The organism is Nocardia sp. NPDC002869, assembly GCF_046764065.1.
Taxonomy (GTDB): Bacteria; Actinomycetota; Actinomycetes; order Mycobacteriales; family Mycobacteriaceae; genus Nocardia; species Nocardia rhamnosiphila.
Window position 1 is genome coordinate 31,931 of sequence record NZ_JBKOOL010000026.1, and the last position, 15,237, is coordinate 47,167.

Here is a 15,237-nt window from a genome sequence, read left to right on the forward strand (position 1 = left end):
TCAGCCTCCGACGATGGACTTGAGAACAGCGACGATGACCGGTGCCAGCACCGCCAGCGCATAGCCCAGGCACGCGGCGCGGAAGGCGGTCTTGGCTTTCTCGGTTTCGGCGGGATCGCCGCCACCGAGCAGATAGCGCGCACCGGCCACGGTCAGGCACAGCGTCGCCAGCCCGGCGAGAATCCCCATCACCCAGTTGCGGGCGTTGTCGATCACCTCATCCAGCGACGAGGCGACCGCCAGCACCACGGTCTGAGGCGGCACGGCCGATGCCGATCCGGCCGTCAACACCAGCAACGCCACGGTGGTGCAGACCGCCGCGAGGATCGTGGCCCACCGCCGCAGAACCGGCTGCCGACCCGGCGCCAGTGGCGCCTCACTGAGGTGTCCGCGGTTCGCGTTCATGCGGCCACCTGCCCGTGCTCGGTGCCCGAAGATTCCGGTGCCGGGCTGTCCTGTTTCGGCCGGCGACCTCGCCGCGGCGCCGACCCGGTGCGAGCGGCCGGTGCGAGGGTGGCGACTGCCTGCGCTTCGACCGGGCTGGTTTTGCCCACCTCCAGGTCCAGGGCTCGTTCGGTGAGCCAGGCCGCCAGCCGGTGTTCGGCGCGACGGCGTTGCTTGTGAAGCTTCCACAGCGACTCGCCGCGTTCGGCGGCCACCGCTGTCAGTGACCGGCCTTCCCACCGTGAGACCGCGATGAGTTCCGCCGCGTCCTCGGTGAGGACCCCGACGGTCACGGCGTGGGCGAGTACCTCCTCGGGATGGCCGGGTTCGGCGATCATCGACCGCGCCTGCGTCACGAGCGGACCGAGGTCGCCGTCGACGTCGCCCGCCGACATCACTCCTGATTGCTGTTTATTCGCTGCCTTGCGTGTGGCCCGGTAGGCCACCCACCGCAACCGATGCCACACCCCCGGCCGGTCTAATACGACACGGCCGAGGGAGGAGAGGAATTCCGTCAGTACCTCCGACTCGACATCGTGGCGGTGGCCGCTGCCCACGGCGGCGTACTCTTTCGCGGCCCTTGCCAGCATCGGCACCGCCAGGCCGGCGCACACCAGCATCGCGTCCTCGCCGCAGGTGCGTGCGCGTTCGATCAGCCACACCCAGATCGAGTCGATCTCGGCGATCGGCACCGCAGGATCCCACAACCGCTCACGCAACCCACCCCACGACTCGACAGGGCCCGCGACTGCTGCAGCCGGGCTCGGTACCGGTCGCGGATCGGTGGGCAACCGCTGATCGGTGATCCGGTCGAAACTCGACCGCACCACCCCGAGCGGCGAACCACCCGCTCCCGCATATTTCACGAATTCCGAATTCGTCACCAGTAACTCCCTGCTCGGTGGAAACAATTTCCGACCTCACAACGACACCAGCGACCTCTATCCGAAACGCATCCAAACCACATCCAAACCGCACCCGGAACCTATCCAAACCACCCCCAAGACCTATCCGCGCAGGACCGGCGAACATTTGGCGACCAGTCACCTCCAGCTGTCGACCACTCCATGAAAATGCCTCTACCAGGACTTGTGTATGCGAGGATGCGGTTTGGATAGACCTCGGATAGAGCACCCACCCGCCTCGGCAAACCACCGAAAAAGAATCTCGGAAAAGTTTGCGTCACCCCGAACCGGAAGCCCTTCCCGGTTCTCGCTATTCAGCGGAATTCTCCAGATTCGTTCGGAATTGTTGTCCAAAAATCGACTTTTCGGCGGAAGTAAGCGAGTACACACCGCTCTCTCGTCAGGAGTCGTTATGACCGTCAGTTCTCGCCGACCCCGCCCCTCTACCCCGATGCCCACGGTGCGTGTCCCCTCGACCTTGTGGGCGGTCGGGACCGAGGCCCTCGATCCCGACGACCGCTGGCCCGCACCGGTCCTGGTCCACACGATCCGCGAGTTCTCTACGCCGGGCTCGCGAGTGATGCTGATCGGCTGGCCGGCACCGACCGGCCGAGGCGCGCTGCGGATGATCGAGCCCGACACCGCCCACGCCCTCGCCGCGATCCGCGATCTGGACCGCCACAGCCTCGACACCCCCACCCACCCGAGCCATCCCGGTGAACCGGTGGATCTGGTCATCGCCAGCCTGCTCGCCGACCACGTCGACCCGATCCGAGCCGCCGAACACATCACCGCGCTCGCCACCGAAGTGATGGCGATGGGCGGTTTGCTGGTTGTTCTCAGCCGCTGCCGCCACAGCCATTCCGGGATCCTGCTCGATCCTGCCGGTTCGGTCGTGTCCGCCGCCCAGGCCGCCGATCTGCTCTACCTCCAGCACATCATCGCTGCCCCGGTCACCAGCCACACCATCACCGCCCCCGCGCCCGCGCCCGCGCCCGCGCCCGCCGAGCAGACAGCGCCCGGCGTTCCGCAGCACCGCGTAGCCCATACCGATGTGCTCGTTTTCCTCCAGCCCGAACACGGCTGACCCTGCCCAGCTCAACATCTCGCAGACCACTCGATCAGAGAAGGACCACTCGATGACTCCCGAACCCAGCACCACCGCCGCCTACACCAATTCGGCAATCACCACCCCCACTGGCCCCATCGATGCGCCGGTGTCGGTGTGGGCGACCGCTCAGAACGCGCCCGCCGCGCAGCGGCGGGGACGCTATCACCCCGACAGCACCGCACACCCGGCGAAGATGTTCCCCGCAATCGTGCAACACGCGGTGACGACCTACACCCGCCCCGGCGGGCTCGTCCTGGACCCCATGTGCGGGATCGGCACCACCCTTGTCGAATCCCTGCACCTCGGCCGCCGCGCCGTCGGTGTGGAATACGAGGCGCGATGGGCCGAGCTGGCACGCACCAACATCGCGCTGGCACGCGAAGCGGGAATCGACCTCGATGCCGACGTCTACCACGGCGACGCTCGCAAACTCACCACACTGATACCGCAAGAGCTTCGGGGGCAGGTGGATCTGGTGATCACCTCCCCGCCCTACGGTGACTCCCTGCACGGCCACGTCCGCGCCAACGGCAAAGCCCCGGTGGTCAAGTCGAATCACCGCTACGGGGCGGTGCTCGACCGCGGCAATCTCGCGAATGTCGGAATCGGCCGGCTGCTGTCCGGATTCACGAAAATCCTCGCCGGTGCCGCCGAGTACCTCGCCCCGGGCGGGCATGTCGTGATCACCGCCCGGCCGTGGCGTCAGCATGCGGAGCTGGTGAATCTGCCCACGCATTTGTTCACCTGCGGTGAGCTGGCCGGGCTGGTCCCGGTCGAACGGTGCGTGGCACTGCTGGGGCGGCTGTCCGAGGGAGAACTCGTCGCGCGTAGCAGTTTCTTCCAGCGCGATTTCGTCGTCAAACAACGCGCTGCCGGGCTGCCGGTGCACTTGATCGCGCACGAGGATGTGGTTGTTCTGCGCAAACCGGACGCCGCCGCCTCGACCGAACACCAGAGGGCGCGTGCGCGATCCCCCTATGGTGCTACCCCGGTACAGGGGACGGGCGGTAATGCCGGGCCGGGGTCGGTGGCGGCGTGAACGCGTCCGTCGCGAGCCCTGAGCAGGGGTGGCTGGGCCGGGCGCTGCTCGCGCCCGGCGCGGCAGCACGTGATCTGGCAGAGGTGATCGAGCAGGGGCTGGGATCGGCGGCCGGGCCCCTCGGAGTACTGAGCGTGCTGGGCGCGCTCGCTGCGGTGGGAGTTCTGGGTCGATGGCGCCGGCGCCGGCTGAATGCGGGTGCTCGCCAGATCACCGTGCTCACGCCTCCCGAGGTCGACGCCAAAGGCGCGCTCACCTTCTGGGCCCATTTGATCGGCCAGTTGCGCCCGGCCTGGGCGCGGCTGCTGCTGGGACAACCGCATCTCGGTTTCGAATACACCGTGACCCCCGATGAGGGGGCCGCGATCCGGCTCTGGGTACCCGGCGCGGTCCCACCCGGGCTCATCGAACGCGCGATCGCCTCGGCGTGGCCAGGCGCGCACACCGACACCGGAGAACCCGCCCGGCCCCCGCTACCCGCCCCTACGAAAGGCGTTCAGCAGATCGTGGCCGGAGGCGAGCTACGGCTGGGACGGCGGGAAGGACTCCCGTTGAGCACCGACCACGCCGGTGATCTCGTACGTAACCTGATCACCGCCGCCGACGACCTCGCCCCCGGCCAAGCCACCTGCGTGCAGATCCTGGCCCGCCCGGTCACCGGCCGCCGCGCCGCCCGCGCCCTCCGCACCGCAGCAACCACCAACGCCCCCACAGGGATCGTGACCGGGCTGCTGCGCGAGGCATTGAACCTTCTCACCCCTGGCACAAGCACCGCGCGCCCGACCCGGGCCTGGGGGCTCGGTGAGCGGCGGGGCGGCGACCGGCAGGCGGTGATGGAGTACAGCGCCGCCGCCCGCGCGGCGGCAACCAAGGCCCGGGGAGCGCACTGGGAGACCGTTGTCCGCTACGCCGCCTCGATTCCGGTCTCCGACGACCTCGACGACATCGACCCGAGAGCGCAGGCACGGGCGGTGGCACGTGGTCGCGCCGACGCCCTGGCCACCGTGTTCGGGGCATGCACCGACCACAACTACTACCGGCGGCGTCGCCGCCTCCGGGTCGCGACATTGATCCGGCAGCGGCGGCTGGGGCGCGGGGATGTGTTGTCGGTGCCCGAGCTGGCGACGATCGCGCATCTGCCCACCGATACCGGGCTGCCCGGCCTGCAACGTGCCGGAGCCCGCGCCCTGTCTCCCGCCCCGGAGATCCCGGTTGGTGGGGAGTTCACGAAGCCGCTGGGTCTCGCTGATACCGGTACTCGGCGTGCGGTTGCGGTCAAGATCTCCGATGCCCGCCACCACCTGCATATCCTCGGGCCCACCGGTGTCGGCAAATCGACGCTATTGGCGCGCACGATCCTCGACGATGCCGAGGCCGGGCGCGGGGTGATCGTCGTTGATCCCAAGGGCGACCTCGTCACCGATGTGTTGTCGCGGTTGCCGGCGCGCATGGGTGAGCGGGTGGTGCTCTTCGATGCCGACTCCGCCGCCCCACCGCCGTGCGTGAACCCGTTGGATATCGGGCGGATCGGGCGGGCGGGAATGGATTTGGCGGTTGACAACCTCGTCACCGTGTTCCACCGGATCTTCCACCAATGGTGGGGGCCGCGCACTGACGACATTATGCGTGCGAGCCTGCTGACCCTGTGTGCTCAACCCGGCACCGCCACTCTGGCCGACCTGCCCCGCCTGCTCACCGAACCTGCCTTCCGTGCCCGCGTCACCCGCACCACCAAAGACCCGGTCCTCCGCGGATTCTGGGACAGCTACGAGACGCTGTCCGACACCGGCCGCGCCCAGCTCACCGGCCCGTTGTTGAACAAGCTGCGCGCGTTCCTGCTGCGCCCGTTCGTGCGCGCGGCCATCGCGGGCGGGCCCTCCACGGTCGAGTTCGCCGACATCCTCGACCAGGGCGGGATATGCCTGGCGAGACTGCCGAAAGGCTCGCTCGGGGAGGAGACCAGCCGCCTGGTCGGGTCCCTGCTCGTGGCACGCACCTGGCAGGCCGTCACCGCCCGCGCTCGGGTGCCCTCCGCCGAGCGGCCCGACGCCGCACTCGTACTCGATGAGGCACAGAACTTCCTCAACCTCTCGACGCCGATCGAGGACATGCTCGCCGAAGCCCGCGGACTGCGGCTGTCACTGCTGCTCGCGCACCAGAACCTCGGCCAGCTCTCCCGCGAACTACGCGACGGGATCTCGGCGAATGCCCGCAACAAAATCGTGTTCGCCGTCAGTCCCGACGACGCGCGGGATCTGGCCCGCCATACCGAGCCGTGGTTGTCCGAGCACGACCTGTCCCACCTCGATGCCTTCCATGCCGCCGCCCGCCTGCTGGTCGACGGCCGCAACGCCCGCCCATTCACCCTCACCACCCAACGGCTGCCCGCACCAACCCCGGGACGTGCCCGCGAAATCGCCGCCGCCGCCCGCGCCCACCTCACCACACCGGCACACACGCCCGACCCCGGCCGCGCGCCGGTCCTCGACCGTGACAAGCAGCCGAACCCTGCACGGCATGACCCGCGCCGGCGCTAGCCATCCGACCCGGACTCTCCGAGAAAGGTTGCCGTAGCGATGATCTCTCGACCCGATCGGCAAGAAGATCGACGCAAGCCCCGCCCTGAGACCCGCGTCACGCAGTCCGGGCCGGTCGACATGACCGTGCTGGTGGCGCGGTTGACCGAGCGTGACCGCTGGATTTTGCGGATGCTGCATGAGCACCGCGTCCTGACCACCAACCAGCTCGCCGCACTCGCCTTCACCAACACCGTCATGGCGTTGCGGCGCCTGAACCGCCTGCACCGCTATGGCGTCCTGGAACGGTTCCGGCCCTTACGAACCCGGGGCAGCGCACCGATGCACTGGGTCCTGGCCCCGCCTGGAGCCAGCGTGCTCGCCGCCGAAGCCGGCATCAGCGTGCGCGAACTCGGCTACAACCACCAACGCACCCTCGCCATCGCCCACAGCCTGCACCTGACCCACACCCTCGGCGTCAACACCTGGTTCACCACCCTCACCGCACACGCACCCCACGACGAACGCGGCCAGCAAGCCCGAGTACAGGCATGGTGGTCACAAACCCGCTGCCAACGCCTCTGGGGAGACCTCGCACGCCCCGACGCCTTCGGCCGCTACACGCTCGCCGAGGCGACTCTCGATTTCTTCCTCGAATACGACCTCGCCTCCACCACTCTGACCCGGGTCGCTGCCAAACTGCACGGCTACAGCGAACTGGCCCGCACCACCGGAATCCCCACCCCTGTGCTGCTGTGGACCCCGACCACGTTGCGTGAAGCCAACGCTCGCACAGCCTTGCGACAAACCTGGCAACGCCTCTCCGACCCCGAAGCCGTACCCGTCGCCACCGCCGCCGCCGAACTCCTCACCCCGAAACCCGAGGCCAGCCCCGCCGACCAGGTGTGGCTACCGCTGGACCGTGACAGCGATCGGTTACGCCTGCACGAACTCGCCACCGTGTGGCCAGGGCGCACCCCGCCCGCCGACGAACTCCACAGCGAGCAGAACTGGGTGCCTTCGGGCGGGCTGATCCTCCTGGCCCCACCACCACCCACTCCACCGCTCTACGAGTCCTGGTGAACCGCTGATGCTGGTCAAAGCACTCGGCGCGGGCTGCGCAGCGGTCGTGTTCCTCGTGGTCGTGATCGCGGCCGTGGTCACCACCGTCATCGTGTTCGACCAGTCTCTGTCCACCCCGGCCCCGGGAGCCGCGACCGGCACCGGCTCCATCCCGAGCCCAGAAGCCCGCCACGACATCCCGGCGGAGATGCTGGTGCTGTATCAGGCCGCGGCCCAGCACTGTCCCGGTTTGGACTGGTCGGTGCTCGCCGCGATCGGCAAGATCGAAACCGACCACGGCCGCTCCCCCCTCCCCGGAGTGACCTCGGGCGAGAACTCCTCCGGTGCTGGTGGGCCGATGCAGTTCCTGGCCTCGACCTTCGACGCCGTGACCACCCGCCACCGGCTGCCTGCCGGCGGGGAGAGCCCGCCCTCGCGCTACAACCCGCACGATGCCGTGCACGCTGCCGCGATCTACTTGTGCGACTCCGGCGCACCCGCCGACCTACGCGCCGCGGTCTTCGCCTACAACCACGCCGACTGGTACGTCGACCAAGTCCTCGATCAGGCCGCCCGCTACCGCGCCCCCGACGGGGGCGACTGCCACACCCAGACAGGCACGAACCGTGCTGCCGCGCAGATTATTTCCTTCGCTTGCGCTCAGCTCGGACAGCCATATGTCTGGGGTGGCAACGGGCCCGAATTGAGCGGGGGCTGGGACTGTTCCGGACTCACCCAGGCCGCGTACCGGTCCGCCGGAATCGCTCTCCCCCGCACCACCTACGACCAGGTCCACACCGGCCCCACCGTCCCCGAAGCGGGGCTCGCCTCTGGGGATTTGCTGTTCTACGGCACCGCTGTTGACGTCCACCACGTCGGTATCTATCTCGGGAGCGGACAGATGATCCACGCACCCACTTTCGATGAGCCCGTTCAGATCTCGCCCTACCGCTGGACAGGCGACGACTTCTACACCGCTACCCGCCCGTCCAACGGCTCGCCCACCCACACCGAACCCCGTGCCGTGCCCTGAACCGGCATGCCTGCGCGCACTATCCCGCGCCCCACTCGCTTCGGACTCGCCGTGAAATACGGCGCTCGGCCCATCCACCCGACAAGGAGATCCTTCATGCGCATCGGCCCCACCTGCCACCGGCCCGTCAGCACGGGCCGCCGCGTCGCCCACGCAGCATTGTGTGTGGCCATAACCACCGCCACGATCTCCGGCGCCGGTGTCGCCAACGCCGACCCGACACCCGGCCCCGCTGCCGCGAACTGCCCACGGTGGACCGCACTGCTGGTACCGGGCACGTTCGAGACGACCCCTGCCACCGGTTCGAGCGGGCCGGTGGGGGTGCTCCCCCAGGTCGCAGACTCGCTGACCACCCGCTACGGCACCGATATCGAGGTCCGCACACTCACCCGCACCACCGATACAAATCACTCCTCGACCGCCTCCCCCGGCGAACCGGCGCTCACCGCAGCGCTGTCGGCGTTGTGCGCGCAGACGCGCGTAGTCCTGGCCGGGCATGCCGAAGGCGCCGCTACCGTCGGTGACCTCGCCGCGGCGATCGGCAACAGCCACGGCCCGCTCCCGGCCTCCCGAGTGGTGGCGGTCGGTCTCGTCTCGGACCCTCACCGCGACCCGAGCACCCCGCAGTTGGGGACCCCGGTGGCCGGCCGCGGCGTCGCGGGCCCTCGTCCACGGGACTTCGGCGATCTCACCGGCCGTGTCCGCACTATTTGCCCCGCCCAAGACCCGTACTGCTCCACCACTGCTCGGGAATCGACCGCCCTCGATGCGGTCGTGGGCGCCCTTACCGCCACTCCGGCCCCGGGCGCGGCCTCGGCGCAGCCGCGGACCACCACGACGACACCGGCCACCGCGTCGGCTCAGACGGGGGCGCTCACTCCTGCTCAGGTGCTCACGCAGGTGGTCACCGTGGTGCACGGGCTGGCCGCCTTCGCCGCGAACGTGCCCGCCATCGTCACCGGCCTCGCCGAGCTACCCGCTCTCCTGGGCCGTGGTGATGTTCCTGGGCTGCACCGGGTCGCGGGGAATCTGAACAACCAGTTCCACCCGCTGGTCGCGATGACCGCCGATATCGACCTGCGGCTGGTGGCGCGCGCCCTGGCCCTGGCCGCGCCGCTGGACACCACCGGCGTGGCCGCGATCGCCTCCGAGGTCGTCGGGCTCCTCGCCGGCCTCGACGTCGCCCGCATCGCCGAAGGAGTCGGCCGTGCCCAGGAGATCGCCTGGACCGCCGCCGAAATACTGGTCGCCGGGGACCCCCTCGGGGCCGCGCTGGCGCTATCGGGAATGGCCCCGATCGCCGCCGACCTACTCGCCGCCACCACCTCGGCGTTCACCGGCACACAGTTGCCCTCCCTGGCCCAGACCTACACCGCCACCACCGGTACCGCCCCGGACAATCCGGCCCGCACAGACAGTGACATGGGCGTGCCCGCCGGTCACGACACCGCCGCCGCGCTGCTGGCGAACTGGCTCACCCAGACGATCGACGCCACGAAATAACCCGCACACCACACGACCAGCCAGACGACGAACGGCCGGTGGGACCGAGCAGATGCTCGGCCCCACCGGCCGTTCAGCGAGCAGGCGCTAGGAAGTGAGGGGCAGCACAGCAGGTGGCGTGGCCGGGGCACCGGTGGCCCGGAATCGCCACGACGGCACCGGCCTGGGCGATTCGACTGTGTCGGTCTGGTCACCGGGCTCGGTGTCGGCGCGGCCGACCATCAGGGCGGGGGCCGCACTGACAACTGCACGGGCGGCGCTTTCGGGGTCGGTGTAGGCCGTGCCGGTCAACGGTCCCGTCACGATCCGTGTTGCGCCGGTGAACGGGAAGAACTCGCCCTCGGTGCGCACCATCCGGTAGTGCACGAACACCGGCACCCACGACGCCAGTGCCGGGTGGACGCGCAGACGCAGCTGACGGTCGGCCTCGGCCGAGACCGCCAGCCACAACTCGAGACTGTCGGCGGCGTGTGGGGAGTTGGCGAACACGCGATGCAGGGACTCCGCCATAACAGCCGAGTGGGAAGTAATGAACATGGTCAAGCACCTTTCGAAGAGATAAGTTGTGGGAGCGGTGCCGGGCTCCCCGGAGTTAGGTCCTCCGGGGATCCCGGCATCGTCTCGTCAGGCCGAGGCGAGGGTGAATCGTTTGGGGGCCGTGCTGGTTTGGTGCGCGGTCCCGCCCTTGGTGAGAGTGACCAGCGCGTTGTGGACCGCGCCGCTGGAACGGTCGAGTGCCTTGCCGATCTGGTGCGGGCTGAACTCCTCGTCCGGGTGATCGCGCAGGAAATCCTCGACCTGCCCCCGCAACGCACCCGAACGCAACCGGGGGCCCGACTCCGGCGGGGCCGCTGCCGGATCATCGCCCCCGGCCGGGGTGCTCGGGGTCGTGTCGGCGCTCTCGTCGCCCGTGGGGCCTGCTACGGGCGTGTCTGCCTGCCCGGGATGGGCGGGCGCGGGGTCAGCGGGCGCGTCGGAGTCGGTGCTCGTCGTGACCGCCTCGGCAGCCGGTTCGGGCGCAGCCGGTTCGGAGGCTGCCGGTTCCGGTGCGGTGGCGGCCTGGGGTGTAGCAGCGGGTTCGGCTGTGGTCCATGTTTTGGCCGCGCGGGGCAATTCGGGGTCGCTGTGGGAACGAGCGGCCCCGGCGGTCTCCCAGCTGAGCAGCGCGCGCCGGGCGGTTGACACCCCGACCCCGGCCACATCTGCCAATGCGGCCGTGGTGGATCCGGGGTGGGTGCCCAGCGCGGCCCACAGCGCCGCGTCGGTGTCGTTGCGCAGCACGAGCACACCAGCGTCCCCCGATCCACTATCCGGGGTGGCAGCGGCGGTGTCAGGGGCCTGATCGGGCGTGGCGGATGCGGGCGCCGTGGCATTCTTCTTACGTGTGGACATGACAGATCCCTCCAGCAATGTGGTTCGGGTGAATGGGTCATGTCCCGGCCGGGACGGCAACCACACCGGACCGGGGTGAAATCCCCGGGGTCGGTGTCATTGCCGCTCCCATGAACGCTCGATACCCCGGTCGCTGTCAAGCGGATCGTGAAAAGAAAATTCCGCGCCCCGAACTTCTCTCATCGGAACCCGAAATAGCTTCGGCACGAGTGGAACCAGCCTGAGCGACACCCCTCGGGCGAGCCGACAGGGCTCACCACCGGCAAGTCCGCCGGCGAACTGCCGCGGGCGGTTTTCAGTGACCTATTCGGCTGCTGCCCGATCACCGCGCACACCGGAGAACGGCTGGCCCGCACCACCTGGGCCGCCTACCTCACCGCCGCGACAGGCACCGGCGACACGTCAGCGAGCATCCTGCCCAGGGCCACTACCAGTGATCCTGGCGGTTGCGCCACGGCGGCACGGGCACACTCCGTCCCCCGCACGTGTTCTTTTCCTGTTCGCGCTGGAGCTGGTCACGTTCGCGGCGTACCTGTTCGGCGAGGTCGTAGATCGTGTCGAGATCAGCGGTCGTACCGCCCATCACCTCGACACCGGTCATGCCGTCCTCGACGTCGTAGTCGCAGTTGACGATCTCTTCAGCGGCGTGTCGGGGCACCCGGGGACGGTCACGAGGGTATCGTCATCGAAGATCCTTACGCGCACACGGACCTCACCGCCATCGCAGGGTGAGTACCCCCAGCCCAGGCGGCGGGAACGGTCCGCGCCGAGGAGGCAGCCTCTACTGTGGACGGCTTCGGCCGCCACGGACAGTATGTTGACCGCGTCCATGGCCGATTCGAGTTGGTCGCGTAGCGGCCCGCCGGTGGTCCGTTCCAGCCCATTGAGTGTGACGCGCACTCCGTAATAGGCCGCGGCAACGGTCGTCCACTCCATACAGTGGAGGTCGGCGTCTTCACGAACGCGGTTCAGATCGTCGAGTACCTTCCGGATCGTTGTGCGGAATTGCTCGTTCGCCTCGTTCTGGGTCAGCCGGTGCCGCTGCCAGGAGGGCACGACCACGGTCGTCGGCTTCAGCTTGGCGGACCGAAGCGCACGGACCCTCGGCAACAGGACATCCGCCGCGGCAACGACGTCGGCACAGGTCGGATCCGCCAAGCCGTCTTGGCCGAGCTGTTCGGCATCCTCGCGACGCGAGTACTTTTCGACTCCGTCGATCTCGGACTTCACGGGCCGCAACCACGAGTTCTTCGCGGCCTGCTCGCGGGCTCGCGCAGTGGTTTCGTCGCCGCGCATGAGAGCTTGCCTGTATTTCACGCCGTCCTCGGCCTCGATCCTGCGAGCCCGGCGTCGCCGGCGCGCACTGGTGTTCTTCGGCATGTTCTCGTCCATTCCCGACAGAGGTGCCCACGCCACCCCGCCTGCGACGAAATAAGCATGCGAACAGGGGAAAGGTGTGAAGGCGGGCCCCGGGAAGGACCTTGGCCATCAACGTCACCGAACCGGCGTGGGCGAGGCAACTCAGGCGAGGAAGAGGAGCGCGTGCGCGGCCTGACACTCCATGCGGAGCATATCCTCCCGCACCCAGCGAAAGACCGAACTTCGCCGAAACAACCACGGCAATAGTGCACGGGCGGAATATCGGCCGTTCCCGGGGTGCCGTGACCGCCCGGTTCATGATTCGCCGACTTCCGGGCAAGGGACAGCAGGTGATCGAGGTGTCGCCCGCCACCGGGCTGCGCAGAGGGCCCGCCTGCCCGGCGGCATGACTGGCCTGCACGAGGACCGACGGCCATGGCAGGGCGATGACGACGTTTGAAACCTCGGGGTGGCCGACGAGGTTGGGGCCGCCCTGGTGGGCGGCCCCAACCTGGTCAGGTGGCGGCTCGAAGGGGTTGGGGTCGCCGGGCAGCGGGCCGGTGATACGGACCCGGTCGCCCACGCTGGGGGTGGTCGTCATAGGCGTGTCTGTCGTGCAGTCGTGGCTGGTCGTGGTCGTGAGGTCGAGTCGGAAGAGGCCCGGCTCATGGGGTCGCGGACGAGTGAGGCGGTGTCGGTGATGGCGCGGATGTCGGTGGCGTAGCGGGTGATATCGAGGTCGAGTTGGTGATCGGCGACCGGGTTGCCGTGGCGGTCGCGGAATCCGGCGACGCCGAGGCCGCCGTAGGGTTCCCAGTCGAACAACACCGTGGTGATGGCGGGATGACGGTCGCCGATCTCGGCGGCGACGAGTTCGAGGACGGCCTCGGTGATGCGCTGTTCACGCACCGGCCCCAGCGGCAGCGCGAACGCCGCCGCCAGCCGGGCCTGTGCCGTGTTGGCGGCACAGGGACCCGAGCGGCCCGTGGCGGTGGTGGGGTTGTGGGTGGGGTGGTTCATGTCGTGTCCTCCATCGGGTGTGGTGGTGGCCTGTTTTCGTGGGTGCTGTTCGTTGGCCGAGGTTCGGTCCGGCCGGGTAGTGCCTGGTTTCACCGCTTCTGGGGGCGCGGTGCGGGACCGCGCCCCATGGCGGTGTGGGTTATGCGTTGCGGACTGCGGTGGTGGCGGCGCGGCCGATAGCGGCGGCGGTGGCGGCCGGGTCGGTGACCATGTGCACGTTCACCCCGGTCAGAGGGTGTGGGTCGCTGTCGGCCGGTGCGAGCCACAGCACCGCGCACCCGGCAGCTCGCAGCGCGTCGACGCGGCGCTGGGCACGGTCGCGGTTGCCGCCGCTGTAGTGGCCGTCGGAGATGATCACCAACAGCCGGGTCGCGCCGGGCCGAGCCAGGTCGATGGCACCGTCGAGGGCCTCGACAGCCGCGTCGATGACGTGGAGGTAATCCGGGCAACTGAACTCGGTGACCCGCGCGGGTGCAGTGCCCGGGTAGGTGATCGGTTTGACCGAGCCCCCGAAAGTCACGGTCGCGGTCTCGGCGGGCATGGTGGCCAGCTCGGCCGCGCGAGCGATGATCCACGCGGCCGAGGCCACCGGGGCGGCGTACTCCCCCATCGAGGAGGACACGTCACAGGCGATACCGACTCGCAACGGTGACAGCGGAACGGTTTTGCGGGTGGTGCGGGTGAACGGTTCGGCGGTCGGGATGGCCCCGGCGGCGCGTTGGGCCTCACGCGCCAGCGCGCCACGCATCCGCAACCGGCCCGGCGGCAGCGCGGAAGTCGTGCGCACCGTGGTCCGATCCCGAGTGGCGGCGATGTTGAGGGCGCGGGCCAGCACCCGGGCGGCGGTGTGCTCGTCCGGGCGGGCGGCGCGGGTCCGTCGCCTGCTCTCGGTCCGCCCCCGGCCCGACCCGTCGCCGAACACCTGCCGCGCTCGCGAGGCAGCGTCGTTGGCGGCCTGTTGCGCGGCGGCGCGGGCGGCGGCAGCGACCTCGGCGGGGTCGGGCTCCACCGGCGAGGCAGCGACCGAGTCGCCGATGTTGGTCACGGTGTCGCCGATCGCGGCCCCCAGCGGCGAGGACGGTACGGGGTCGGAGTGGGGGTCGGGGCCGACGATATCGAGCCAGCGCTGCCCGAGCTCGAGCATGGCGGCAGCGTCGTTGTCGGCCACAGTGTGGGCCTCGCGCCAGATCGCCTGCAGTTTGTCGAGGGTGTCGCTGCCGAGGATGGTCTCGATCGCGGTGGCGGCGGGCGCGCATTCCGCCATGTCGAGGATGCCGCCGTCGCGGCGCGCCAGGATGAGGGCTGCGTTGACGGCTGCGTTGTAGGGGGTGGGCGGAATCTGGGAGGCGGCGATCGCGCCGCCGTTGTCGCCGATCACGATCTCGGTGGCGCTGGCACGCAACCAATGCCGGTCATCGGGGCGGCGGCGAATTTGGGCGGCCTCGATCCGGGATTCCTCGAGCAGCATCGCGGCATCGACAACCCCCGGGTGCGCCACCAGCGGCGGGGTCCACCTCGTGTGCTTGGCGTGGGCGCACTCGTGCACAAACGCACCCCACACCGCCGGGTAGCGGTTGCGGTCGCTAGTGCGTTCCGGGCAGGCGGTGGCGGGGTCGATGGCCAGGCGAGTGCCGTCGATCTCGATCGCCGCACGGCCCGGCATGAACACCGCCGGGTGCCCGAAAGCAGCACCGGGGGCGATCGTCACGGACAAGTCCTCACGGTCGGCGATCGGCGGGGCCTCGGCGGTCATCGCGGCCGAGAGCGTGGCCCATCCGCCGGTGACAGGCACAGAGGCCGAGGCAGGTGCGGGCGTAGCGGGGGCGGTCGTCGGGGCAGCAGCGGCGGCGGGG

The 15,237-nt window shown here is 69.5% G+C and carries 14 protein-coding genes; 6 read left to right on the top strand and 8 right to left on the bottom strand.

Features of this window, described 5'->3' with window-relative positions; genetic code table 11:
- Together ACLML9_RS07710 and ACLML9_RS07715 are read right to left on the bottom strand one after the other, a co-directional pair.
- On the bottom strand, positions 1 to 405 hold the full coding sequence (locus tag ACLML9_RS07710) for a pilin (RefSeq protein ID WP_411944838.1): 405 nt from the start codon (positions 403 to 405) through the stop codon (positions 1 to 3).
- Positions 402 to 1,328, bottom strand: a complete 927-nt coding sequence (locus tag ACLML9_RS07715; RefSeq protein WP_411944839.1) for a hypothetical protein — start codon at positions 1,326 to 1,328, stop codon at positions 402 to 404. The genes ACLML9_RS07710 and ACLML9_RS07715 overlap by 4 nt, the downstream gene beginning before the upstream one ends.
- Positions 1,329 to 1,761: 433 nt before the next feature.
- On the opposite strand from ACLML9_RS07715, the gene ACLML9_RS07720 reads away from it, so the two are divergent.
- From ACLML9_RS07720 to ACLML9_RS07745, 6 genes are all read left to right on the top strand, one after another.
- Positions 1,762 to 2,436: a hypothetical protein gene (locus ACLML9_RS07720; RefSeq protein WP_411944840.1), complete on the top strand. Its 675-nt coding sequence runs from the start codon at positions 1,762 to 1,764 to the stop codon at positions 2,434 to 2,436.
- Positions 2,437 to 2,488: 52 nt separating this feature from the next.
- Complete coding sequence (locus ACLML9_RS07725) at positions 2,489 to 3,499, top strand: TRM11 family SAM-dependent methyltransferase (protein ID WP_411944841.1); 1,011 nt, start codon at positions 2,489 to 2,491, stop codon at positions 3,497 to 3,499.
- On the top strand, positions 3,496 to 6,036 hold the full coding sequence (locus ACLML9_RS07730) for a type IV secretory system conjugative DNA transfer family protein (RefSeq protein WP_411944842.1): 2,541 nt from the start codon (positions 3,496 to 3,498) through the stop codon (positions 6,034 to 6,036). Before ACLML9_RS07725 ends, ACLML9_RS07730 begins: the two co-directional genes overlap by 4 nt.
- A gap of 39 nt (positions 6,037 to 6,075) precedes the next feature.
- The gene (locus tag ACLML9_RS07735) at positions 6,076 to 7,098 is read left to right on the top strand and encodes a replication-relaxation family protein (protein ID WP_411944843.1); all 1,023 of its coding nucleotides are present in this window, start codon (positions 6,076 to 6,078) and stop codon (positions 7,096 to 7,098) included.
- Positions 7,099 to 7,105: 7 nt separating this feature from the next.
- Positions 7,106 to 8,110, top strand: coding sequence for an NlpC/P60 family protein (locus ACLML9_RS07740; protein WP_411944844.1), 1,005 nt, complete (start codon positions 7,106 to 7,108; stop codon positions 8,108 to 8,110).
- A gap of 96 nt (positions 8,111 to 8,206) precedes the next feature.
- Entirely contained in the window at positions 8,207 to 9,613 is a 1,407-nt protein-coding gene (locus ACLML9_RS07745; protein ID WP_411944845.1) for a hypothetical protein, read from the top strand.
- Positions 9,614 to 9,700: 87 nt separating this feature from the next.
- On the opposite strand, the gene ACLML9_RS07750 is transcribed toward ACLML9_RS07745, so the two are convergent.
- From ACLML9_RS07750 to ACLML9_RS07775, 6 genes are all read right to left on the bottom strand, one after another.
- Positions 9,701 to 10,150, bottom strand: coding sequence for a hypothetical protein (locus tag ACLML9_RS07750; protein WP_411944846.1), 450 nt, complete (start codon positions 10,148 to 10,150; stop codon positions 9,701 to 9,703).
- Between the two features lie 87 nt (positions 10,151 to 10,237).
- The gene (locus tag ACLML9_RS07755; RefSeq protein ID WP_411944847.1) at positions 10,238 to 11,005 is read right to left on the bottom strand and encodes a hypothetical protein; all 768 of its coding nucleotides are present in this window, start codon (positions 11,003 to 11,005) and stop codon (positions 10,238 to 10,240) included.
- Positions 11,006 to 11,432: 427 nt separating this feature from the next.
- A complete protein-coding gene (locus ACLML9_RS07760) occupies positions 11,433 to 11,606 on the bottom strand; it encodes a hypothetical protein (RefSeq protein ID WP_411944848.1) in 174 nt (57 codons plus the stop codon).
- Complete coding sequence (locus ACLML9_RS07765; protein WP_411944849.1) at positions 11,603 to 12,397, bottom strand: hypothetical protein; 795 nt, start codon at positions 12,395 to 12,397, stop codon at positions 11,603 to 11,605. The genes ACLML9_RS07760 and ACLML9_RS07765 overlap by 4 nt, the downstream gene beginning before the upstream one ends.
- A 564-nt stretch (positions 12,398 to 12,961) precedes the next feature.
- Entirely contained in the window at positions 12,962 to 13,384 is a 423-nt protein-coding gene (locus ACLML9_RS07770) for a hypothetical protein (protein WP_411944850.1), read from the bottom strand.
- Positions 13,385 to 13,523: 139 nt separating this feature from the next.
- Positions 13,524 to 15,237: VWA domain-containing protein (locus ACLML9_RS07775; protein ID WP_411944851.1), on the bottom strand; the 1,714-nt coding region annotated here is incomplete at its 5' end.

Coding starts and splice junctions, on each gene's coding strand:
- ACLML9_RS07710 (WP_411944838.1), bottom strand. CDS start 405: ATGAACGCGAACCGCGGACACCTCAGTGAGGCGCCACTGGCGCCGGGT.
- ACLML9_RS07725 (WP_411944841.1), top strand. CDS start 2,489: ATGACTCCCGAACCCAGCACCACCGCCGCCTACACCAATTCGGCAATC.
- ACLML9_RS07745 (WP_411944845.1), top strand. CDS start 8,207: ATGCGCATCGGCCCCACCTGCCACCGGCCCGTCAGCACGGGCCGCCGC.
- ACLML9_RS07760 (WP_411944848.1), bottom strand. CDS start 11,606: ATGACCGGTGTCGAGGTGATGGGCGGTACGACCGCTGATCTCGACACG.
- ACLML9_RS07720 (WP_411944840.1), top strand. CDS start 1,762: ATGACCGTCAGTTCTCGCCGACCCCGCCCCTCTACCCCGATGCCCACG.
- ACLML9_RS07740 (WP_411944844.1), top strand. CDS start 7,106: ATGCTGGTCAAAGCACTCGGCGCGGGCTGCGCAGCGGTCGTGTTCCTC.
- ACLML9_RS07765 (WP_411944849.1), bottom strand. CDS start 12,397: ATGGACGAGAACATGCCGAAGAACACCAGTGCGCGCCGGCGACGCCGG.
- ACLML9_RS07735 (WP_411944843.1), top strand. CDS start 6,076: ATGATCTCTCGACCCGATCGGCAAGAAGATCGACGCAAGCCCCGCCCT.
- ACLML9_RS07770 (WP_411944850.1), bottom strand. CDS start 13,384: ATGAACCACCCCACCCACAACCCCACCACCGCCACGGGCCGCTCGGGT.
- ACLML9_RS07755 (WP_411944847.1), bottom strand. CDS start 11,005: ATGTCCACACGTAAGAAGAATGCCACGGCGCCCGCATCCGCCACGCCC.
- ACLML9_RS07750 (WP_411944846.1), bottom strand. CDS start 10,150: ATGTTCATTACTTCCCACTCGGCTGTTATGGCGGAGTCCCTGCATCGC.